Annotated in this window: 19 protein-coding genes and 1 pseudogene; 10 read left to right on the top strand and 10 right to left on the bottom strand. The window is 72.2% G+C overall.

Features of this window, described 5'->3' with window-relative positions:
• Nucleotides 1-93 precede the first annotated feature (93 nt).
• Complete coding sequence (locus tag J2S57_RS30890; RefSeq protein ID WP_307249511.1) at nucleotides 94-690, bottom strand: M15 family metallopeptidase; 597 nt, start codon at nucleotides 688-690, stop codon at nucleotides 94-96.
• 86 nt (nucleotides 691-776) lie between these two features.
• Between J2S57_RS30890 and J2S57_RS30885 the strand changes: the two genes are divergently transcribed.
• Genes J2S57_RS30885 through J2S57_RS30875 form a run of 3 tightly spaced genes read left to right on the top strand, consistent with a single transcriptional unit; the run spans nucleotide 777 to nucleotide 3,190 of the window.
• Nucleotides 777-1,439, top strand: coding sequence for a response regulator transcription factor (locus J2S57_RS30885; RefSeq protein WP_307249510.1), 663 nt, complete (start codon nucleotides 777-779; stop codon nucleotides 1,437-1,439).
• Nucleotides 1,436-2,524 (top strand): sensor histidine kinase, encoded by a 1,089-nt coding sequence (locus J2S57_RS30880; RefSeq protein WP_307249509.1) that lies wholly within the window; start codon nucleotides 1,436-1,438, stop codon nucleotides 2,522-2,524. Before J2S57_RS30885 ends, J2S57_RS30880 begins: the two co-directional genes overlap by 4 nt.
• Before the next feature lie 15 nt (nucleotides 2,525-2,539).
• Nucleotides 2,540-3,190 (top strand): MOSC domain-containing protein, encoded by a 651-nt coding sequence (locus J2S57_RS30875; protein WP_307249508.1) that lies wholly within the window; start codon nucleotides 2,540-2,542, stop codon nucleotides 3,188-3,190.
• Here the strand turns inward: J2S57_RS30875 and J2S57_RS30870 are convergent.
• Nucleotides 3,075-4,625, bottom strand: a complete 1,551-nt coding sequence (locus J2S57_RS30870; RefSeq protein WP_307249507.1) for a serine hydrolase domain-containing protein — start codon at nucleotides 4,623-4,625, stop codon at nucleotides 3,075-3,077. The two genes, J2S57_RS30875 and J2S57_RS30870, sit on opposite strands and share 116 nt — an antisense overlap.
• 36 nt (nucleotides 4,626-4,661) lie before the next feature.
• Between J2S57_RS30870 and J2S57_RS30865 the strand changes: the two genes are divergently transcribed.
• Nucleotides 4,662-5,279 (top strand): TetR/AcrR family transcriptional regulator, encoded by a 618-nt coding sequence (locus J2S57_RS30865; protein WP_307249506.1) that lies wholly within the window; start codon nucleotides 4,662-4,664, stop codon nucleotides 5,277-5,279.
• 186 nt (nucleotides 5,280-5,465) lie between these two features.
• Here the strand turns inward: J2S57_RS30865 and J2S57_RS30860 are convergent, their stop codons facing one another.
• Nucleotides 5,466-6,074 carry a TetR/AcrR family transcriptional regulator gene (locus J2S57_RS30860; protein WP_370882724.1) on the bottom strand — a complete coding sequence of 203 codons (609 nt, stop codon included), beginning with the start codon at nucleotides 6,072-6,074 and terminating at the stop codon, nucleotides 5,466-5,468.
• A gap of 85 nt (nucleotides 6,075-6,159) precedes the next feature.
• Here J2S57_RS30860 and J2S57_RS30855 point away from each other — a divergent pair, with 85 nt between their 5' ends.
• The 4 genes from J2S57_RS30855 (at nucleotide 6,160) to J2S57_RS30840 (ending at nucleotide 9,446) form a co-directional block, all read left to right on the top strand.
• On the top strand, nucleotides 6,160-6,906 hold the full coding sequence (locus J2S57_RS30855) for an SDR family NAD(P)-dependent oxidoreductase (RefSeq protein ID WP_307249504.1): 747 nt from the start codon (nucleotides 6,160-6,162) through the stop codon (nucleotides 6,904-6,906).
• Nucleotides 6,907-7,020: 114 nt separating this feature from the next.
• Nucleotides 7,021-7,596, top strand: coding sequence for an isopentenyl-diphosphate Delta-isomerase (gene idi, locus J2S57_RS30850; protein WP_307249503.1), 576 nt, complete (start codon nucleotides 7,021-7,023; stop codon nucleotides 7,594-7,596).
• 79 nt (nucleotides 7,597-7,675) lie between these two features.
• Entirely contained in the window at nucleotides 7,676-8,563 is an 888-nt protein-coding gene (locus tag J2S57_RS30845) for a glycoside hydrolase family 26 protein (RefSeq protein WP_307249502.1), read from the top strand.
• Between the two features lie 67 nt (nucleotides 8,564-8,630).
• Nucleotides 8,631-9,446 (top strand): aminoglycoside phosphotransferase family protein, encoded by an 816-nt coding sequence (locus tag J2S57_RS30840; protein ID WP_307249501.1) that lies wholly within the window; start codon nucleotides 8,631-8,633, stop codon nucleotides 9,444-9,446.
• Between the two features lie 7 nt (nucleotides 9,447-9,453).
• On the opposite strand, the pseudogene J2S57_RS35465 reads toward J2S57_RS30840, so the two are convergent.
• Nucleotides 9,454-10,051: pseudogene (locus J2S57_RS35465) on the bottom strand (RtcB family protein).
• 211 nt (nucleotides 10,052-10,262) lie between these two features.
• On the opposite strand from J2S57_RS35465, the gene J2S57_RS30825 reads away from it, so the two are divergent.
• On the top strand, nucleotides 10,263-12,614 hold the full coding sequence (locus J2S57_RS30825; RefSeq protein WP_307249498.1) for a T9SS type B sorting domain-containing protein: 2,352 nt from the start codon (nucleotides 10,263-10,265) through the stop codon (nucleotides 12,612-12,614).
• 53 nt (nucleotides 12,615-12,667) lie between these two features.
• On the opposite strand, the gene J2S57_RS30820 is transcribed toward J2S57_RS30825, so the two are convergent.
• The 5 genes from J2S57_RS30820 to J2S57_RS30800 form a co-directional block, all read right to left on the bottom strand.
• On the bottom strand, nucleotides 12,668-14,569 hold the full coding sequence (locus J2S57_RS30820; RefSeq protein ID WP_307249497.1) for a rhamnogalacturonan lyase: 1,902 nt from the start codon (nucleotides 14,567-14,569) through the stop codon (nucleotides 12,668-12,670).
• A gap of 230 nt (nucleotides 14,570-14,799) precedes the next feature.
• Nucleotides 14,800-16,224, bottom strand: coding sequence for a GGDEF domain-containing protein (locus J2S57_RS30815; RefSeq protein ID WP_307249496.1), 1,425 nt, complete (start codon nucleotides 16,222-16,224; stop codon nucleotides 14,800-14,802).
• Between the two features lie 125 nt (nucleotides 16,225-16,349).
• Nucleotides 16,350-16,499, bottom strand: a complete 150-nt coding sequence (locus J2S57_RS30810) for a hypothetical protein (protein WP_307249495.1) — start codon at nucleotides 16,497-16,499, stop codon at nucleotides 16,350-16,352.
• Nucleotides 16,500-16,793: 294 nt separating this feature from the next.
• Entirely contained in the window at nucleotides 16,794-17,384 is a 591-nt protein-coding gene (locus tag J2S57_RS30805) for a uridine kinase family protein (protein WP_307249494.1), read from the bottom strand.
• Nucleotides 17,385-17,421: 37 nt separating this feature from the next.
• The gene (locus J2S57_RS30800; RefSeq protein WP_307249493.1) at nucleotides 17,422-18,102 is read right to left on the bottom strand and encodes an SDR family NAD(P)-dependent oxidoreductase; all 681 of its coding nucleotides are present in this window, start codon (nucleotides 18,100-18,102) and stop codon (nucleotides 17,422-17,424) included.
• 164 nt (nucleotides 18,103-18,266) lie between these two features.
• Between J2S57_RS30800 and J2S57_RS30795 the strand changes: the two genes are divergently transcribed.
• Complete coding sequence (locus tag J2S57_RS30795; protein WP_307249492.1) at nucleotides 18,267-18,914, top strand: 2'-5' RNA ligase family protein; 648 nt, start codon at nucleotides 18,267-18,269, stop codon at nucleotides 18,912-18,914.
• On the opposite strand, the gene J2S57_RS30790 is transcribed toward J2S57_RS30795, so the two are convergent.
• Nucleotides 18,861-19,622 (bottom strand): isocitrate lyase/PEP mutase family protein, encoded by a 762-nt coding sequence (locus tag J2S57_RS30790; RefSeq protein WP_307249491.1) that lies wholly within the window; start codon nucleotides 19,620-19,622, stop codon nucleotides 18,861-18,863. The genes J2S57_RS30795 and J2S57_RS30790 overlap by 54 nt on opposite strands.
• Between the last annotated feature and the right edge of the window lie 69 nt (nucleotides 19,623-19,691).

Genomic DNA, 19,691 nt, shown 5'->3' with positions numbered 1-19,691 from the left:
TCCCGGCCCGTAACGACAGACCGGGCGCCACTTCTGCCGGAAACGCCCGGCCCGTGGCACCGAGCCGCCGGCTGCGCGCCCCCTGCTCGACCCTCAGCCGCTGGACCCGTCCGCCCGCATCGGCGGGCAGTCGCCGCCGGGCCGGGTGAGCAGCTCGAAGTGCCACATCTCGTTCGCGAACACCTGGCACAGGCCGAAGTCGTCGCCGTGCCGGGTGGTCCAGTCGGCTGCGTCGGTGGGCCCGATGTCCACGGCCTGGCCGGTGACGTGCTGCGACGTCTGCGGGGTGGCCACCCATCGCCGGGCCTCGGCGTACGAGCCGTACTTCGCCACCGCCTCGTCGAGCAGGTGCTGCTGGTAGCGCTCGCTGCGCCAGCCGCTGGTGACGCGGAGGTCGATGCCGTCGCGGGCCGCCGCGTCCGAGGCCCGGCGCACCGCGGCGAGCAGGTCGGGGTCGAGGCGCGTCAGCGCGGGGGTGTCCTCGTGCACGTCCACCGACCCGGCTCCCACGTAACCGTCGGCGGCCCCGATGTCCCGGGCCGCCGCGTCCTTCGTGATCAGTGAGCGCACGGGCGACGTGGGCTTGAGGACGAACGTGGTGACGACGCAGGCGGCCGCCACGAGGAGGGCGAGGGTCACCAGGGCGGTGGGCCAGGATCGTTGTGAAGCAGGCGTTCTGGTCGCGGTCATGGTTCCAGGACAGCGGGGCGCAGGTTGCGGGGGCGTCTGCGGTTTCGTTTATGCCCGCGAAAACCCCCGGCGGCTAGCCTGGCCGTATGCGTGTGCTGATCGTCGAGGACGAGCCCTACCTGGCCGAGGCCGTACGTGACGGGCTGCGCCTGGAGGCGATCGCCGCGGACCTGGCGCTCGACGGGGCGCAGGCCCTGGAGCTGGCAGCCGTGAACCGTTACGACGTGGTGGTGCTCGACCGTGACCTGCCGGTGGTGCACGGTGACGAGGTGGCCCGGCGGCTGGCCGGGGCCGGTGACGGCCCGCGCATCCTCATGCTCACGGCGGCCGACCTGCTCGACGACAAGGCCAGTGGGTTCGGGCTGGGCGCCGACGACTACCTGACCAAGCCGTTCGACATGCGGGAGCTGGTGATGCGGCTGCGGGCGCTGGGCCGGCGTCCGGCGCAGGCCCGGCCGCCGGTGATCGAGAGCGACGGGGTGCGGCTCGACGTGTTCCGCCGCGAGGTCTACCGCGACGGGCACTACGTGGCGCTCACCCGCAAGCAGTTCTCGGTGCTGCACGTGCTGATCGGCGCGGGCGGGGGCGTGGTCAGCGCGGAAGACCTGCTGGAACAGGCCTGGGACGAGAACGCCGACCCGTTCACGAATGCCGTGCGCGTCACCGTCTCCACGTTGCGCAAGCGGCTGGGTGAGCCGCAGCTCATCCAGACCGTGGCCGGGGCCGGCTACCGGTTCGGTCCGTCGTGATCGGGAAGCCGCCCCGGCAGCCGGGTCTCGGCATCCGGATGAAGCTGACGCTGAGCTACGTCGGTCTGCTGGTCTTCGCCGGGATGGTGCTGTTCGCGGTGGTTCTCGTGCTGCTGCACTACGTTCCCGAGGGGCATCTGACCGTCGTGGAGACCGGTGCTTTCGCGCCCCGGCGCATCGATCTCATGCGGCAGGCGGTGAAACTGGCCGTCTGGGGCACGATCTTCCTGGCGTTCGCGGGTTTCGCCGCGGGCTGGTTGCTGGCCGGGCAGATGCTGCGCCCGCTGGAACGCATCACCACCGCGGCCCGGGCCGCGGCCGACGGGTCCCTGTCGCACCGCATCGCCCTGCCCGGCCGCGACGACGAGTTGCACCAGCTGGCCGACACTTTCGACACGATGCTGGCCCGGCTGGAGAAGGCGTTCGAGGAGCAGCGCCGGTTCACCGCCAACGCCTCGCACGAGCTGCGCACCCCGCAGACCGTCATGAAGACCATGCTGCAGGTCGCGCAGGCCAATCCGGGCGCGGTGAATCTGGAGACGTTCCTGACCCGGCTGCAGGAGATGAACGACCGCTCGATCGACACGCACGAGGCCCTGCTGCAGCTGGCCCGGCCCGAGCGCGGTGACCTGCACCGGGAGCCCTGCGACCTCGCCGAGGTGACCCGCGACGTCCTCGTTTCGCACGAGGGCGTCGGCACCGACCTGAACCCGGTCGTGGTGACGGCCAACCTGCCCCTGCTGCGCCAGCTGGTGGACAATCTCGTGCGCAACGCCGTCATCCACAACCGCGCCGACGACCCGCTCGTGCGGGTGAGCGTCGGCGCCGGCGACGGAGGCCGGGCGCGGCTGGAGGTCGTCAACGCCGGGCCGGTGCTGAGCGAGGAGGTGGTGGCGACACTGACCGAGCCGTTCGTGCGCGGGGCGGGACGAACCCGTCGCGGACGCACTCCCGGAGGGGCCGGGGGCAGCGGTCTGGGCCTGGCGATCGTGGCGTCGATCGCCCGGGCGCACCGCGCCGACCTGCGGCTGCGTCCACGCGCGGAGGGCGGCCTGATCGTGACCGTGACCTTCCCGCGAACCTGATCTACGGTGGGCGCCATGAAGCTGCTGTCGGTCAACATCGGCCGCCCCGTCGACAACCCCTGGCGCACCGCCTCGATGACCGGCATCGACAAGCGTCCCACCGGGGCAGCGGTCGCGGTCACGGCTCCCGGGCCGATGGGGGACGGGTCGGTCGGCCTGGCCGGCGACCGCGTCTACGACGTCGATCACCACGGTGGAACCGACCAGGCCGTCTACGCCTACGCCCGCGAGGACCTCGACGCCTGGCAGCCGGTCCTGGGCCGCGACCTGCCCAACGGCGTCTTCGGCGAGAACCTGACCACCGAGGGCATCGACGTGAACGAGGCCCTGATCGGCGAGCGCTGGCGGATCGGCGAGCAGGTGGTGCTCGAGGTGACCCGGCCGCGGATCCCGTGCTCGACGTTCCAGGGCTGGCTGGACCGGCAGGGCTGGATGAAGGAGTTCACGAAGACCGCGCTGCCCGGCCCGTACTTCCGGGTGATCGAGCCGGGCTCCGTCCGGGCCGGTGACGGCATCGAGGTGATCGCGCGCCCCGAGCACGACGTCACGATCAGTGTGGCGTTCCGGGCGATGACCCTGGAACCCGCTCTGCTGCCGCGTCTCGCGGACCTCGAGGCGCTCCCGGAGGCCGACCGGGCGAAGATCCGGCGGCGCCTGAAGGTGTGAGCCGGACGCGGGTGAGGGCCAGCCGGGTGAGCATCAGCCGGGCGAGCATCAGCCCGGCGAGGGTCACAAGCAGCACGGCGCACACGTCGAGCAGCGCGGCGATGTCGGGTGCCCACAGCGGCACCTGGCCCCAGCTCACACCGAGCAGACCGGGGAACCGGTGGAGGCCCGCGCCGGTGAGGCCGAGTGCGGTCACGGTCAGGGCGGTGGTGAGTGGTCGCGCGGGTCGATGGTGGACGAGGTGCACCACGACGCGGGTCGCGGCACCCAGGAGGATGAGGGCCAGGGCGACGAGGCCGGCCAGGACACCGGGGTAGAGCGGGTCGGTGCCGTGGACCGGGGGCTGAGAACCGGCCAGGAGGGCGGCGATTCCCATGGAGGTGTCCATGAGGGTGGCGTCCTTGAAGGGACTGTAGGCGTTCTGCAGCAGCACCACGGCCTGGTCGCGCCCGGGCAGCAGGAGCACGGCCGCCTGGTAGCCGGGGGCAGCGCCGCCGTGCCAGACCATGGGCTCGTCGGTGCCGGGGACGGTGGTGGTGCGCCAGCCCAGGGCGTACCCGTCGACGGCCTCGCGGTGCAGCGTCGCGCGTTCGGCGTCGGTGAGCACGGCGCCGCCGGTCAGCTGGGTGCGGGCGAAGGCGGACAGGTCGTCGAGGGTTCCGACGAGATAACCGGCCGCGCGGGTGGCCGGGTCGACCCGGCTCCCGAAGGCCCTGGCGTGCCCGGCGACGAACCGGTGGCCGGGCGGGAGCACCTGCTCGGCCTCGCGCGGGTCGGCCGGTACCGAGCGCATTCCGGCCGGTGACAGGAGACGGCGGGCCAGCGCGTCCCCCATCGGCTGCCCGGTGACCGACTCGACGACGGCGGCCAGCACCACGTAGTTGAGGCTGGAGTAGGCGTGCACGTGCGGCCCGAGGTCGAGGCGGGCGATCTGCCCGGTCACGGCCGCGGGCGAACGGTTCTCGCCGTAGTGGTCGGTGAGCTGCAGGCCCTGGGGCAGGCCGCTGGTGTGGGTGAGCAGCTGCCGGATCGTGATGGCCCGCCGGGCCGGGTCTTTCGCGAACGAGGGGATGTGCCGGCCGACCGGGTCGTCGAGGTCGAGCAGGCCGTCGCGGGCCAGGAGCACCACGAGCGTCGCCGTGACCGGCTTGGACACCGAGCCCCACAGGAAGGGCGTGGCGGTGGTGACCGGCCGGCCGTCGCCGTCGGTGCCGAACGAGGCCGAGTGCTCGACGCCGTTCGTGCCGACGATCGCGTAGGTGGCACCGGGAACGCCGGTGTCGTGGAGCCGCTCGCGCACGAAGGAGTCGAGCCGGGCGGGGCCGGGGGCCGGCCCGGCGGTGGGCCGGTGGGCCGGTTCGGGGGCGAAGGCGGCGGCGGTGGTGCTCAGGGTGAGCAGCAGGAGCGTCAGGAGGACTCTTAGTAATATGGCCATACGGAAACCATAATCATATGAGTGTATGATTAACCAGTGCCAAGGATTGTCGATCACGAGCAGCGGCGTCGCCAGATCGTGCGCGCCCACCAGGCCGAGGTGGCCGAGAACGGTTTCGGCGCAACCACGTACACCCGCATCGCGTCCGCCGCCGGGGTCTCGGTCGGCACCATCCAGCACTACTTCGCCGACCGGTCGGAGCTGGTGCGGTACTCGTTCGAGGCGCTGCTCGACGAGCGCGAGGCCCGGGTGGCCGCCGTCGTCGAGGCCGGGACCGGGGCGCGGCAGACGATCCGCGCGATGATCGTGACGGCGCTGCACGAGCTGCTCCCGCTCGACGACGCGCGGCGTCAGGAGCACAGCGTCGGGCAGCAGCTGCGCACCGAGGCCTGGCGCGAGCCGCAGCTGCACCGGCTCGCGGTGGAGAACGACGAGCGGCTGCGGGCCCGCATCCGGCAGGCCGTGGTGAACGGCAAGGAGTGCGGCGAGGTGCGGCCGGGCACCGACGAAGACGTGGCCGCCACGCGCATTCTCGCCACGACCTACGGGCTGGCCGACCAGCTCGGGCTGGGGCCGGCCGGCGGGCGCTACGAGGAGGTGCTGGAGCCGGTGGTGCGCACGGTGTTCAGCGGGCGGTGCAACCAGGCGGGTTGAGGTGGGGCAGCCCGGGGGTGGGCCGGTCGGTGCTGCTCGGCTCGACGTGCTTCGCCGTGAAGTGTTTCGGCTCGACGTGCTTCGGCGGGACGGGCCGGTCGGCATGCGGTGCGCCGGTCCCGGAGGTACGTCGGCCGGTGCCGGTGCCGGTGCCGGTGTCGGTGCTGGTGCCGGTGCTGGTGCTGGTCAGGTCAGGGGCCAGGCCCGCATGGCCGCGTCGGCCAGGTGCTGGAGCTCTTCGCGTCCGACGCCACCCGCGGCCTGCACGGCCAGGCCGTTGGAGACGGTCATGAGAAACCGCGCTAGCAGCGCGGGATCGGCGCCGGCGGGCAGGTCGCCCTCGGCGACGGCGCGCTCGAACCGTTCGCGCAGGGCGGTGACGCCGGTCTCGCGCCAGGCCGTGAGGGTGTCGTGCGCGAAGCGGCTGGTCTCGCTGACGGGCAGCGCCCCCTGCACCCCCAGGCAGCCGGGCGGGGAGTCGGGCTGCGTGTTCGCCCGCACCGATCCGGCGAGGTAGGCCGTGGCGGTGCCCAGGGCGGTGGGCTCGGCCAGTGCGAGCGGCACGTACGCCGACGTGCTCTGTGTGTAGCGCTCGAGGGCCTTGAGGAAGAGCTCTTCCTTGTTGCCGTAGGCCGCGTAGAGGCTCTTGCGGCTGATACCCATGGCCTCGGTCAGGGCGGTGAGGCTGGCGCCCTCGAAACCCTGCTCCCAGAAGACGCGTACGGCGGCGTCGAGCTTCTCGTCGGCGTCGAAGCCGCGCGGCCGGCCGAGCGGCGCCCTGGTGTCCACGGCCAGAGTCTACAACTTGCGCACCGATCGGTGCAGATCTGCTAGCTTCTAGTTCGGCACCGATCGGTGCCGAACTAGTGGGAGGTCAGCAATGCGCAGGCTCGAAGGCAAGACGGCGGTCGTGACCGGTGGCGGGACGAAGGGGATCGGCCGGGCCACCGCGGCGCGGTTCGTGGCCGAGGGGGCGCACGTGTTCATCGCCGGGCGCCGGGAGGCCGAGCTCGAGGACGCGGTGGCCCGGATCGGCGAGGGCGTCACGGCCGTGCCCGCCGACATCACGAAACCCGAGGACCTGGACCGGCTGTACGACGTGGTGCGGCAGCGGGGCCGAGGGCTGGACGTGCTCTTCGCCAACGCGGCCACCGCCTCGTTCGGCACGGTCGAGCAGATCACGCCGGAGGAGTACGACCGAATCTTCGACGTCAACGTCAAGGGAACCCTGTTCACGGTGCAGAAGGCGGTGCCCCTGCTCAACGAGGGTGCGTCGGTGATCGTCAACGCCTCCACCGCGGCCGACCGCGGCACGGCCGGGTTCGGGGCCTACGGCGCGTCGAAGGCGGCGCTGCGCACGTTCACCCGGGCCTGGGCCAACGAGCTCAAGCACCGCGGGGTGCGGGTCAACGCGATCTCGCCCGGCCCGACCGACACCAACGGCATCGACGAGCTGGCGGGGGAGAACGCGGCCGCGTTCAAGACCGGCGAGGCCGCCCGCATCGCGATCGGGCGCCTGGCCGACCCGGACGAGATCGCCGCCGCCGTGGCCTTCCTCGCCTCCGGTGACAGCAGCTTCATGCTCGGTGCCAACCTGTACGTGGACGGCGGCGAGAACCAGATCTAGGCCCTGGGAACGGTGGGGCGACTGCAGCGTCCCACCAGCCCGATCTGTCCCGTCCGCGACCATACCTGCGGGTCAACGGGCGCGAACGGCCCCGGAGAGGCGAGGATGGCGGACATGACTGACGCCTCGCCGATCGCCACGCTCGACCCGGCCGACCTGGTGGTCCTGCTCGACGACGCGCACCGGCCCTGCGGCACCGCACCCCGGCTGCAGGTGCACGACGCGGACACCCCCCTGCACCTGGCGTTCTCCGTGCACCTGCTCGACGCGCAGGGCCGCACTCTCGTCACCCGCCGGGCCCTGGGCAAGAAGACCTGGCCCGGGGTGTGGACCAACTCCTGCTGCGGCCACCCGCGCCCGGGCGAGGACATCCGCGTCGCCGCCGCCCGCCGGGTCGGGGAGGAGCTCGGGATCCGGCTCACCGCCGACGATCTCACCGTCAGGCTGCCCGACTTCCAGTACCACGCCGTCGATGCCAGTGGGGTCGTCGAGCACGAGGTCTGCCCGGTTCACGTCGCGCTCGTCCCCGACGGGCAGGTCGTGAGGCCCGACCCGGCCGAGGTCGCCGAGTACGCCTGGGTGGCCTGGCCCGACCTGTGGGAAGCGGTCCGGCGCACGCCCTTCGCGTTCAGCCCGTGGCTGGTGCTACAGGCCGAGGCCATTGGTCCGGTGCTGTCGCAGAAGGCCTGAATGCGCGTTTTTCGGTGAGGATCGTGTGATTGGATTGCCGGGTGGTGTCGGTGATCCAGCACACATCCTGAGGAGTGCCATGTCCGCACCGGACTCGATCACCTGGAACTCGGGGGTGCTGACCACCGGGCACTCGATCGAGGAGGCCGAGGAGTTCGCCCGGCTCCGCGGCCGCCCGCTCGGGCACGTGGCCGCGTTCCCCTCCCGCGACGCCGGGCCCGACGCCCTGGCCAGCATGTGGTGGCTGCCGCCGGCCGACCTGGGCGACCTGATCAGCGTGGGCGTGCCGATGGCCTACGACGGCGGTTCGCTCGACGACGACCTCGCCGGGCCGCTGCAGTCGATGGCCGAGGCCCTGGCCGCCGACGGCCGGGCCTGCGCGCTGCGGCTGGGCTGGGAGTTCAATCTCGCCGGCTGGCCCTGGTTCCTGTCCGAGGCCACGCTGCCGAGGTGGCGCGAGCGCTTCGTGCAGTACGCCTCGATCTTCCGCGAGGCACTCGGCGAGAAGGCGCTGATCGGGCTGAACGCGAACATCGGCGGCTCACAGACCGGGATGCGCGCCGACTGGGCCGAGCGCGTGTTCGTGCCCGAGCTGACCGACTGGGTCGGTGTCGACGCGTACGACATCTACGAGCCCTACACCACCGACGCGCAGATCGCCGCGCACTGGAACGGGCGGCACGGGCTGCGCTGGTGGTCCGACTTCGCGCTCGAGCACCACGTGGCCCTGGCCCTGCCCGAATGGGGCGTGGCCTCGGGCACCCAGTGGGCGGGCCACCAGGGCGGTGACAACCCGCGCTACATCGCCGAGATCCACAAGTGGCTGCGCTTCCACGTCGACCGCGGCGGAGACGTGCTGTTCGAGACGTACTTCCACCACCGCGAGCCGGAACTGCTCAGCGATTTCGGCTCGAACCCGAGGGCCGGCGCCGAGTACGCGCGACGGTGGCGGAGGCCCGGCGATTAGCCTGCCGCTGCCCACCCGGCTGCTGTCGTCGGCCGGCCGCACCGGCGACGAGGGTTTCCGGACGTGGGTGTCGGGACTTGAGGACGTGGTGGCGCAGTACGCGTCTCGCTGGTCACTCGGTCTGGGGGCGCCGTACGAGCCGGGCGGGGGATCGGCCTGGGTCGCCCCGGCCGTGGACGCCCGGGGCCGGGCCCTGGCACTGAAGATCGGGTGGCGGCACGACGAGGCGATGGACGAGGCCGCGGCCCTGCGGGCCTGGGACGGGCACGGCGCGGCGCGGGTCCACGCGAGCGACACGACCCCGACCACGGTCGCGCTCCTGCTCGAACGCTGCGAACCGGGAACGCCTCTGGCCCGCCGCCCCGAGCCGGAGCAGGACGAGGTGATCGCCACGGTGCTGAACGAGCTGTGGCGGGTGCCGTCCGGCGATCACCCGTTCCGGCCGCTGAGCGCCATGACGGCGGCGTGGGCGGACGCCTTCGAGGCCCGGCTGCCCGGGGCGGCCGGGCGCCTCGATCCGGGCTGGGCCCGCGAGGCGGTCTCGCTGCTGCGTCAGCTGCCGCTCGAACACCACGATCCACGCCTGCTGTGCACCGACCTGCACGCCGGTAACGTGCTCGCCGCCGAGCGGGCGCCCTGGCTGGTCATCGACCCGAAACCGTATGTCGGGGACCCGAGTTACGACGTGGTGCAGCACCTGCTCAACTGCCGGGCCCGCCTCGCCGCCGACGCCCCGGGACTGGCCCACCACCTGGCCGACCGGGCCGGGCTCGACCGTGACCGGGTCACGGCCTGGCTCTTCGCCCGGTGTGTGCAGGAGTCGCTCGACGACGCCTCCCTGCTCGACGTCGCCGCGCAGCTGACCCGCTCCCAGGGCCAGTGACCGGAACTCACCGACGCACCCTCCGCTGCGGCTGGTCTGCCGTCTTGTAGGTGATGACCGGCACCGTGGTGAGCACCGGCGTGGCCAGGTCGTGCGTCACCAGGTCGCCGACCACCTGCTCGATGCGCTTGTAGGCGGTCGGTGCCTCCTCGAACAGCAGCTGTCGGTCGCCGCAGACCACGATGGAACCCACGGCCGTGCGGCGCAGTTCGGCCACCGTGTGCTTGGCCTGACCGCGGCGCAGGGCGTCGGCGCGGGACATCTTGCGGCCCGCCCCGTGCGCCACCGAGAAGTTCGCCGCGGCCGGGGAGTGCGTGGCCACGCTTCGCGAGGCGCTCGGGCACGAGCTTTCGCAGGTGCAGCGGGAAAACGGCGATGCCGCAGCCGATGTCACCGCCCACGAGGTGGGGGTAGAGCACGGTGGAGCTCATCGCCGCGCCGATCGGGGCACCCTTGCCGGGGTGCAGGTCGGGCAGGCCGGCGACGTGGAGCATGCCGGGAAGGCCGGCGACCTGGCGGCACTGGTCGAGCGCGGTGGTCTCGATCCAGCTCCGGGGTGATGCGAAGACGGTGACGGTGGCCTGGTCCGGGGAGACGGGCACGATGTCCTTTTCGGGGGAGTGGGCATGACGGAGGACGTGGGGGCGGGTGTCCGGTCAGTACGTCATGGCGTCACTCTGGCGGATCGTCCCGGCCCGGGCAATGGGTTTTCCGGTGCATGTGGGGGGACCCTCCCAAGTGCGCCGGCGGGGCCCGCCGCGTCCGCCCGGCCGTCAGTATCAGCCCCCACACGGGTATCAACGGGGGGATGATCCGATGGACCGAAAACTGAAACGCAGGTGGCACTTCGTGCCGGTCTGCACGCTCGCCGGCGCCGTGGGCCTGGCCCTGATCAGCGTCCCGGCGCAGGCGGCCTCGAGCTACACGGTGCCGATCCCGCTGCATCCGGTCGCGTCCGACCTGCGCCTGATCGGCGCGTCGGACGAGGGCGTGGCCGTGGAGCGCACCGACATCGACAACGGCCTGGCGGGCGGCAAGGAGCTCTGGACCGGGCCGGTCGGTGGGGACCTGACGTTCCGGCCGGAGCTGAACCTCAACGTCAGCGACCAGCAGGCACCGAGCGCGCTCGACGTGTCCGGCCCGACGCTGGCCTGGTACGAGAACCTGCAGCGGGCGGGCAGCCAGCCCAAGGTGCCGCACCGCCTGAACATCCTGACCGGCGAGGACACGACCGACGCGGTGCCGTCGATCGCCCGGCCGGGCGCCTTCAACGGCGAGAGCTGGTTCACCGACGCCGTTCTGAGCTTCGCCGCCCCGCCGGGCACCTACGGGCCACCGCTGATGCGCTACCGGGTGGGCAAGGGGCCGGGCGGGGGCCTGAGCCCGGAGGTCCTCGTCGCGGGCGTGCCCGGTCACCTGGGGGTGGGTCTGGCCGCCGACGCGCACGCCGTGCTGCGGGCCACCCGGGACAACACGACGACGCCCACCGGGTACGACCTCGACGTCGTGGACCTGCACGACGGTCAGGTCGAGCGGATCGCGGAGGGCACGGACGAGATCCTCGGGGTCGCCCTCAGCGAGGACTTCCTGGTGTGGTCCACGCGCGACGCCGGCGGGGGCTCGACGATCCATCAGCGCGACCGGGACGATCTCACGAACGCCGCGGAGGATCTGAAGTACGTCGAGAGCGACGCGGCCGCGGACGTGAGTCACCTGGCCGCCGGTGAAGGTGGCGTCGCCTATCTCATCCCCGGGACGGCCGGTGCCGATGCGGTCATCGTCAACGGCGCCACCGCCGACCGCGTCGACCTGCCCTACGACGCCAGTGGTCTGGCGGCGGTGGGCACCGGTTTCTACACCGCCAGCCGGGGCAGCAGCAGCGCCTCCCGCTCCTGGAGCGACCGGGAGGGCGTCTACCGGATCAACACCACCGGCATGACCCGGGTGGCGACGATCCCGGCGGCGAACCTGACGCCCGAGAGGCTCTCGCTGAGCTCCGGGCGGCTGCGGTACAGCGACCGCTCCGACCTCACCTCACCCGGCCTGCCGGTGTACGAGCGGGGCGTCCGCGGCGACCGGCGGGCCTCGTTCACCGAGGAGACCCGGCTACCCAACACGTCCGGGGAGATGGCGTTCTCGGGCGCCCGGGGTGTTCTCGGGCTCCCCGGTGAGGCCGGTTGGCAGCTGCTCGACCGGGGTGTCGAGACCGCCCGGATCGAGGCCGCCGGCACACCGAACGTCTCCGGGGCCTACACGCTGATCGGCGGTCGGGTCTTCCGGCCCGACGGCGAGAAGATCTACACCGAGCCGGTTCCTGCGGGCACCACGGCCGGGGCGGACGACCTGTTCGGCTCCCGGGTGGTGTACGCCCGCACCCTGGGCGACGGCAGTTCCGAGATCTGGGTGGACGACGCCGAGACGAAGGCCCCGACGAAGCTGGTCACGCTGGCCGCCTGTGCGGGAGCGCCGCTGCCGAGGGTGTCGATCTGGGGCGAGCTGGTCGCCTGGTCGAACAGCTGCGGCGACCGCCTGTTCGTGCGCGACCTGCGCACCGGCGAGACCCGCCAGGCGGCGGCCGGGCCGGTCGGCCGCACGATGCTGCTGACCCTGAGCGAGGGCACACTGACCTGGATGGGCAGCAGCCTGCAGCAGACCACGGTGCTCGACCTGACCACCTCCACCCTGGCGCCCGTGGTGCTGCCGCAGTACGCCGCCAGGATCGCGGTCGACGACCACCTGATCGCCCGGACGGTGGGGCGCCGGCCCGGCGACGTGCAGGCCCGGGCCGTGATGTCGCCTCTGCCGTTCCAGCCGAAGTACGCACCGCGCCTGATCTCCGCCCTCGGCCCGCTCGGGTTCACGCCGAACGGCGACGGGGTGGGAGACACCTGGCGCCCGCAGTTCGACATCACCAAGCCGATGCGGTCGGTGACGCTGAAGATCATGGACCGGACCGGCACCCGGACCCTGGCCCGTATCGACGGCACCGCTCCCGACGGCAGTGTGCGCGACGTCAGCTGGAACGGGCTGTCCGACAAGGGCGTCCAGCAGAAGCAGGGCATCTACCGGTGGACGCTGACCGGCCGGAGCGACGACGGGGACGGAACCCTGATCGGGGCCGACGGGTCGGCCGCGGCGACGGGGACGGTCGAGCTGACCCACTCCTGAACCGGCGGACGGGGTGGGGCCTGGCGCGAAAGGCCCCACCCCGTCCCCGATCATCAGTTACCGAGCGCGAAACTCGGGTGCGGGGGCTGGTTGTAGGCGGTGTTCTGCCAGGCGACGGCCTCGCGGTACATCCGGTCCTGCATGAGCGAGACGTGCGAGATGCTCGTCGCGTCGGTCGTGGAGTAGACCCGCAGCGCGGTGCTGTCGGTCGTCGGCCAGATCACCTCTTCCCGCCAGTCGCCGAGGATGTCGGCCTGCAGCGACGGCACGGCCTTCGTGCCGTTGATCGAGGTGACGCCACTGGCCGTGAGCAGCCGGGTGTCGGCGCCGGTGCCGTACTTGTCGATGTGGGTGCTGTCGAGCAGTTCCCGCTGGGCGTCGCCGTCCCACCAGATCACGAAGTTCGAGCTCGAGGGCTTGCGGCCGATGTTCGCGCCGCTGCTGCTGAACAGCCCGGACACGCCGCTCGACCAGGACTCGGCGCCCGGGCTGCCGGCGTAGATGTCGTCGGAGACGCCGCGCCCGTTGTCGCAGCCGCACGAGGCGTTCGACCAGATGATCTGCCCGGTGCGGGCGTCCGCCATCCAGGCCGCGAGCTTGCTGGTGTCCTCGTCGACCTTGAAGACCTCCAGCCCGGCGCGGCTCGGGATCAGGTCACCGACGTGGTAGGCGTCGCCGTGACCCTGCCCGTTCACCCACAGCCCGGCGCCGTTGTCGTCGATGGCCATGGCGCCGTAGAGGATCTCGTCCCTGCCGTCGGAGTCCACGTCGGCGATCGAGAGCTGGTGGTTGCCCTGCCCGGTCCAGGCCGAGCCGTTGGTGGAGGAGTTGCTGTCGAACGTCCACCTGCGGGTCAGGACGCCGCCCCGGAAATCCCACGCCGCCACCACACTTCGGGTGTAGTAGCCGCGGGCCATGATGATGCTCGGGTAGGAGCCGTTGACGTACGCGGTGCCGGCCAGGAACCGGTCGACCCGGTTGCCGTAGCTGTCGCCCCAGCTCGACACGGTTCCCCGGGCGGGCACGTAATCGGCCGTGGCCAGCGCCTTTCCGGTCGGCCCGGCGAACACGCTGAGGTACTCCGGGCCGGAGAGGACGTAGCCGCTGGAGTTGCGGTAGTCGGCGCTGGACGAGCCGATCACCACGCCGGTCCCGTCCTTCGTGCCGTCCGCGGTCTTCATGGCCACCTCGGCCTTGCCGTCACCGTCGTAGTCGAACACCTGGAACTGGGTGTAATGCGCTCCGGCGCGGATGTTCCGGCCCAGGTCGATGCGCCACAGCCGGGTCCCGGTGAGCGTGTACGCGTCGATGAACACGTTGCCGGTGTAACCGGACTGGGAGTTGTCCTTGGCGTTGGTCGGGTCCCACTTCAGCACGACCTCGTAGGAGCCGTCGCCGTTCAGGTCGCCGACCGAGGCGTCACCGGCGGTGTACGTGTAGGCCACGCCGTCGGGCGTGGTGCCGCCCGCGGGCTTCTGGATCGGGATGTCGGTGGACGTGGCGGCCAGGGCGGTCGCGGTGGCGCCGGTTCTCGCGGTGGTGTCGGCCTTCGTGGTCGCCGCGGCCTGCGTGGTGGGGGCCGATGATGGACGCACGGTGTACGTGGCGCCCCTGGGTGCGCCTTCGTCGGTGAAATTGGTTCCTTCGGTGACGGGTTCGTCATTGAGCCGGGTCGTGCCGCGGTACACGTCGAAGCCCGCGGCGGCGGCGTCGGTGGGCAGCAGGCGCCAGGACAGGAAGTTGTCGGCGCCGGATCGGAGCACCACGAGGCCACGGTTCAGGTTCTCGCCGGAGTCGGTGGCGGTGCTGCTTGAGCTGGTCGAGCTGGTCGAGCTGGTCGTGCTCGGGGGTGCGGCCTGGGCCGGGGCGCTGCTCATCAGGAGCGCACCCCCGACGAGCAGGGACGTGGACAGGGCCAGGTGCCGTTTTCGGGCAGCGGGTTTCATCAGTCGCATGGGAACACCTCGTCAGGGTTGGTGAGGGGTGTTCACTGTCCGAGGCGGCTCCGGTGCCCGTCAACGCCGTCGACGGGCGGCGGACCGGGTGTTCGTCGGCGAACGGACGCCCGGGGACGGGCCCGCCCGGGCGACCACCACGTCCATCATGGGGGTTCTGCCGTGACCGGGGCCGGGCGAACATGAAACGTTACATCGCCCGCGGTGCCGTCGCAATCACCGGTTCGCGCTCAGATACGCATATTCCGAACCGTTTTCCGCAAACCGGCTGAGACGGCGATCCGGTCGCGACCGGCACGCTTGGCCTCGTAGAGCGCCTCGTCGGCGTACCGCAGCAGCTCGTCGGGGCCCGCGACCCCGTCCCACCGGGCGACCCCCATCGAGCAGGTCTGGCCGAAGGGCACGTCGGCGCGCAGGCGGTCGAGGTCCTCGATCCCCACCTGCTCGTCGTCGCAGAGCAGGGCCACGGTGAACTCCTCACCACCCCAGCGGGCGATGCGTCCCCGCGGGCCGGCGGCCAGAGCCCAGGCCTGCGCGGCGGCGTGCAGCAGGTCGTCACCGGCCTGGTGCCCGTGGGTGTCGTTGTAGGCCTTGAAGTGGTCCAGGTCGAGCAGCCCGACCAGCAGCACCTGCTCGTCACGCAGCGCGGAGGCCATCTGCCGGGCCAGTTCGGAGTCCCACGACCGGCGGTTGGCGACGCCGGTCAGGGGATCCACGCGGGAGGCCCGTTCCAGGGCCTCCTGCTGGCGGCGCAGCACCTGCAGCAGGTCCCAGATTCGGGCCACGACCAGGGCCAGGAGCACGATGGAGCCGATGCCGAGGTAGGCGATGTCCAGGTCCCGGCCGGCGGGGGACAGCAGCACCAGGATCACCGTCGGGGCCATCGCGGCGACCCCGAGCACGACCAGACGCGTCAGGGTCAGGCCACTGGCCGCGTCGTCCTGGGCCGGCGGTTCCGGAGGCCGGTGGGCCGCGGCGGCGGTGGCCAGGCCCAGGAAGACGTAGAACAGGGCCCAGGAGACGAACATGAGGCGGTTGAGGCCCGATCCGCCGGTGACCGCCCCGATGCCGGCGACGACGTCGGTGAGCAGGCCACAGCTCATCGCCACGACCAGGCACCAGATCACCGGCCCGCGGTTGCCCGCCCCGGCGAGCATGCGGCTGGTCATGAACAGCAGCAGCACGTCGAGCAGGGGGTAGATGCTGTGCATGATCCGCTCGCCGAGGCTGAGACCGGCCACGGAGATCTGCGGGAGCACGAGGAAGACGGCCAGCAGGACGGCGGTGCTCACGGTGACGATGCCCGCGTCGAGCAGGCCGCCGTACTTGGTGCGCCGCTGCCGGTCCAGGCTCCAGACACCCACCGCCAGGGGCAGGTAGCCGGCGATGGTGAAGAGGTCGGCCAGGCCCGGGTAGCGGTCCGGGTGGTAGGAGGCCTCGAACAGGTAGGTGACCTCGCCGCCGCCGAACGCGAGAACCGCGGAAAGGATCATCCGGTACGGACGCCGGTCCGCCCGGGGCAGCCGGGTGATGCCCGCGGCCACGAACAGCGCGGAGAGCGCCGTCGAGACGGCGTGCGTGATGAGCAGGGACCGGGACCCGGGGTCCGGGACGACGCAGGCCAGGGCGGCGAGCACGGCGAGGGCACCTGCCACCCACACCCCGCGCGTCCGCACGTTCCTGCTTCGGGCCTGGCGGTGTCGGGCTTGCCCGCTCACGCCGGGACGACCCGGACGGCCCTGCCCCCGTCACGGCGGGTGACCGCGATCACGGTGGCCGCCTACAGGAGCCGCGCCAGCACGATCAGCGCGGTGCCGGCGAGCAGGAGCCCGGCCGCGAACACGGCGGGATGCTGCCCGGTGAACGGGCGCAGGAATGCGGGGATCCGGTGCCGGAGCCCACGTCTCGCGGGGTGGTCGGTGGCAAGCATGGGGTGGTCCGTCCGATCCGGCGCGCCATTGCGCCTCAAGGTGCTCTGCACGACCTCAGCATCCCCCGTGCGTGCGCCTGTGTCGTTCCCCCGGGCGTGGGAAATACTCTGCGGCAGGACTTCCGGAGCGCAAGCCGGGGTGCCCCCGGAGGGCCCCGCAGATCACCGGCAGATGGTCGGCCAGGCGCTGCCGGGCCGCCTCGTCGGGGTCAGGCATTGCCATCCGCAGGCTTTCGGCGTTTCCGGTACGAAACGCGCGTTGTGGCGACGTCCGTCATGCCCGGCCAGAACGCCTCACGTCGTCACCACCAGGTCGAACCCGGCCCGGGTCACCACCTGACCGAAGTAGAAGTCCTCGGCCTCCTCCCAGCGCTGGATCCAGGTGGCCTGCCAGTCGTCGCCGTCGCGGGCGCGCAGGCGCTCGCGACGGCGGGTCGGGTCGGTCTCGACGAGGACCCGCAGGTCGAGCAGGCCGGCCAGCTCGGGACGGCAGCTGTAGACGCAGTCCAGCACGACCACCCGCGCCGGCCGGGCGAAAGTGGCGGTGGTGTGCAGGGATCCGTCGAACGCGTCCCAGTCGAACGGGTGCCACGAGGCCTCCTCGCCCCGGCGCAGTGCCGACAGCACGGCGTGCTGCCGGCGCCAGTCCAGGCAGTGCGCGGCCTTCTCGGCCGGTGAGCGGGCGTCCCAGTCCTGGGGTGTGCCGCCGGTGTAGAAGTCGTCGCCCCCGATCACCCGGCAGTCCTCACCGAGGATCTCACCCACCCGGGCCGAGAGGGTCGACTTGCCCACCCCGCTGCGTCCGTCGATGCCCACCACGAAAGGCCTTCCGGGACTCCATGATTCCCGGATCATCGCTGCCAGCTGCCGCGCCTGCGCTGTCATGGCGCCAGTGTCCCGCACCACGCCGGGCGACGGCACCTCACATCGACGTGACCCCGTGCACCCGGTGCCCGGTCGCGATCGACTCCCCGGAGATCGCGGCGGCCCGCGGTGAGAGCAGGAACGCGATGAGGTCGGCGATCTGGTCCGGGCTCGACTCGCCCGGCCGGCCCGGCTGCACCTCGCGAGCCGGGTCTTCCGACACCGGCCCCGGACTCACGGTGTTGACCGTGACGCCCGACCCGGCCACCGCGTCCGCAAGATTCTTCGCCGTCAGGATGAGGGCCGCGTTGCGCACCGAACCGGTGACATTGCCGGTCAGGAAAGCGTTCTGGCCACTGACCCCGACGATGCGCCCGTAACCGGCGGCGGTCATGAGCGGCAGGGCGGCGTTGGCCAGGCGCAGGAACGCCATCGCCTTCGCCTCCACCGCCTCGATCACCTGGCGCGGGTCGCTGTTGCGGGCCGGGTCGAGGGTGCGCGCACTGGGTGCCGCGGTGACCACCAGCCCGTCCAGGCGCCCGTGCCGCTCCAGCACCGACGCGAACGCGCCGTCGACCGACGACTGATCCTGCGCGTCCATCACGATGCCGTCCTCGGCGTGGCGCGAGGCCGGCACCGCCGTGGCCCCCTCCTGCCGCAGGCGCCCCACGACGGCCCGGCCGATGAGGCCCGTCCCGCCCGCGACCAGTACGACCCGTCCGTCCAGTTCGAGATCCATGCCCGGACCCTACGCGCCCGGCCGGCCACCGCGGGTCCGCCACGGTGGCCCGGGAGAGCACCGCGTCCACGGCCACCCCGACCGGCCCCGGCGCACCCGTGGTGACCACCGCGTCCACCATCACCGCGGCCGGAAAAGCCTGAATCGTGTGGGAAGCTCGGGGTGTGAAGCCGTTCGTGTTCCGTCCCGCGCAGGGGCCGTGGTCGTCCGATGTCTCCTGGCTGTTCGTCTGCCTGCTGCCCGACGTCACGCGGGACGCCGCGCTGGGGGAGTTGCTCGCGGGGTGCCGGGAGGCGATGCGGGGATTCCCGATCGCCACGGTGCCCGACGGCGAGCTGCGGGTGACGCTGGCCCAGGTCGGTGACGCCACGGCCGACCGCATCGACCCCGCCCAGCGTGCGGCATTGCTGGAGGGGCTCCGGGAGAGGCTCGCCGGGCAGCAGCCCTTCGAGATCACCGCCGGCAGCCCGCTGGCCTACGCCACCGGCGCCCTGCTCGACCTGGAGGACGAGCCGCTGCAGGAGCTCATCGGCACACTGCGCGCGGCGATCCGGGAGCTGCGGGGCGAGGCGGCCGGCACCTTCCACCCCGGGGTCACGCACATGACGCTGGGCTACGCGCACGGCGAGGCGTCCACCGACGAGCTGGCCCGCAAACTACGGCGGGTGCGGCCGAGCCACGCGCGCATGCGCGTGGACTCGGTGCACCTGCTCGAGGTCCGGGTCAGTGACTCCGGCTTCGGGTGGACGAAGGTCGGGTCAGTTGGTCTTCCAGGGCGTGACGATCTCCCGCAGGTAGTCGGTCAGGGCTGACTGCAGCAGCGGGCCGTAGGTGACCCGCCCGACGCCGAGGCGGGCGTACCGGGCCACGTCGTGCTTGACCGGGTGCGCGGTGCAGTTCACCGGGGCCTTCACGGCGCCGACGATGGCAGTGATGATCGCGTCGTTCTCGTGGATCTTGACCGGGTAGACGCTGTCGGCGCCGGCCTCGACCAGAGCCTGGAGGCGGGCGATCGCGTCGTCGAGGACCTCGTCGTGGTTGCTCGCGTGGGCGAAGAGGTCGGTGCGCCCGTTGACCCAGACCGGCACGCCGGCGGCGTCGGCCGCGGCACGGAGCCCGGCGACGTAGTCGGCGTGCTCGGCGGTGGTGCGCACGCGCCCGCCCTCGGAGTGCACGGTGTCCTCCACGTTCAGGCCGACACCTCCGGCGTCGAGCAGGCCCGCGATCAGCTCGGCGGGCGTCTTGCCGTAGCCGGCCTCCAGGTCGACGGAGACCGGGACGTCGACGGCGGCGATGATCGGGCGCACCGCCTCGATCACCTCCTCGAAGGTCTGGCCCTCCTGGTCGGCGGCGCCGCGGGAGTCGGCCAGCGGGTGGCTGCCGATGGTCAGGGCCTCGAACCCGGCGCTGACGGCGGTCCGGGCCGACCAGACGTCCCAGACCGTGGGCAGCACCAGGGGGCGGCCGGCGGCGTGGAGGTCGGCGAGCGTGCGGGCGCGGGCGGCAAGCTGTTCGTTCATGGGGCTCATGCTGCCCTGTCCGCGCGGGAGATGCCCATCGACCACGCCTGTTCCCGCAGATCTGAACGG

Origin of the sequence: Kineosporia succinea, from assembly GCF_030811555.1 — a bacterium.
Classification (GTDB): Bacteria; Actinomycetota; Actinomycetes; order Actinomycetales; family Kineosporiaceae; genus Kineosporia; species Kineosporia succinea.
Note: the sequence above shows the minus strand (reverse complement) of the source record. Positions and strands in the feature narration are given on the sequence as shown.

Bases quoted from the DNA above. Each gene is read 5' to 3' on its own strand.
- J2S57_RS30790 (WP_307249491.1), bottom strand. From the start codon at position 19,622: ATGAACGAACAGCTTGCCGCCCGCGCCCGCACGCTCGCCGACCTCCAC.
- idi (WP_307249503.1), top strand. From the start codon at position 7,021: ATGACTGACGCCTCGCCGATCGCCACGCTCGACCCGGCCGACCTGGTG.
- J2S57_RS30805 (WP_307249494.1), bottom strand. From the start codon at position 17,384: ATGACAGCGCAGGCGCGGCAGCTGGCAGCGATGATCCGGGAATCATGG.
- J2S57_RS30875 (WP_307249508.1), top strand. From the start codon at position 2,540: ATGAAGCTGCTGTCGGTCAACATCGGCCGCCCCGTCGACAACCCCTGG.
- J2S57_RS30810 (WP_307249495.1), bottom strand. From the start codon at position 16,499: ATGCTTGCCACCGACCACCCCGCGAGACGTGGGCTCCGGCACCGGATC.
- J2S57_RS30820 (WP_307249497.1), bottom strand. From the start codon at position 14,569: ATGCGACTGATGAAACCCGCTGCCCGAAAACGGCACCTGGCCCTGTCC.
- J2S57_RS30800 (WP_307249493.1), bottom strand. From the start codon at position 18,102: ATGGATCTCGAACTGGACGGACGGGTCGTACTGGTCGCGGGCGGGACG.
- J2S57_RS30845 (WP_307249502.1), top strand. From the start codon at position 7,676: ATGTCCGCACCGGACTCGATCACCTGGAACTCGGGGGTGCTGACCACC.
- J2S57_RS30890 (WP_307249511.1), bottom strand. From the start codon at position 690: ATGACCGCGACCAGAACGCCTGCTTCACAACGATCCTGGCCCACCGCC.
- J2S57_RS30825 (WP_307249498.1), top strand. From the start codon at position 10,263: ATGGACCGAAAACTGAAACGCAGGTGGCACTTCGTGCCGGTCTGCACG.
- J2S57_RS30885 (WP_307249510.1), top strand. From the start codon at position 777: ATGCGTGTGCTGATCGTCGAGGACGAGCCCTACCTGGCCGAGGCCGTA.
- J2S57_RS30870 (WP_307249507.1), bottom strand. From the start codon at position 4,625: ATGGCCATATTACTAAGAGTCCTCCTGACGCTCCTGCTGCTCACCCTG.
- J2S57_RS30855 (WP_307249504.1), top strand. From the start codon at position 6,160: ATGCGCAGGCTCGAAGGCAAGACGGCGGTCGTGACCGGTGGCGGGACG.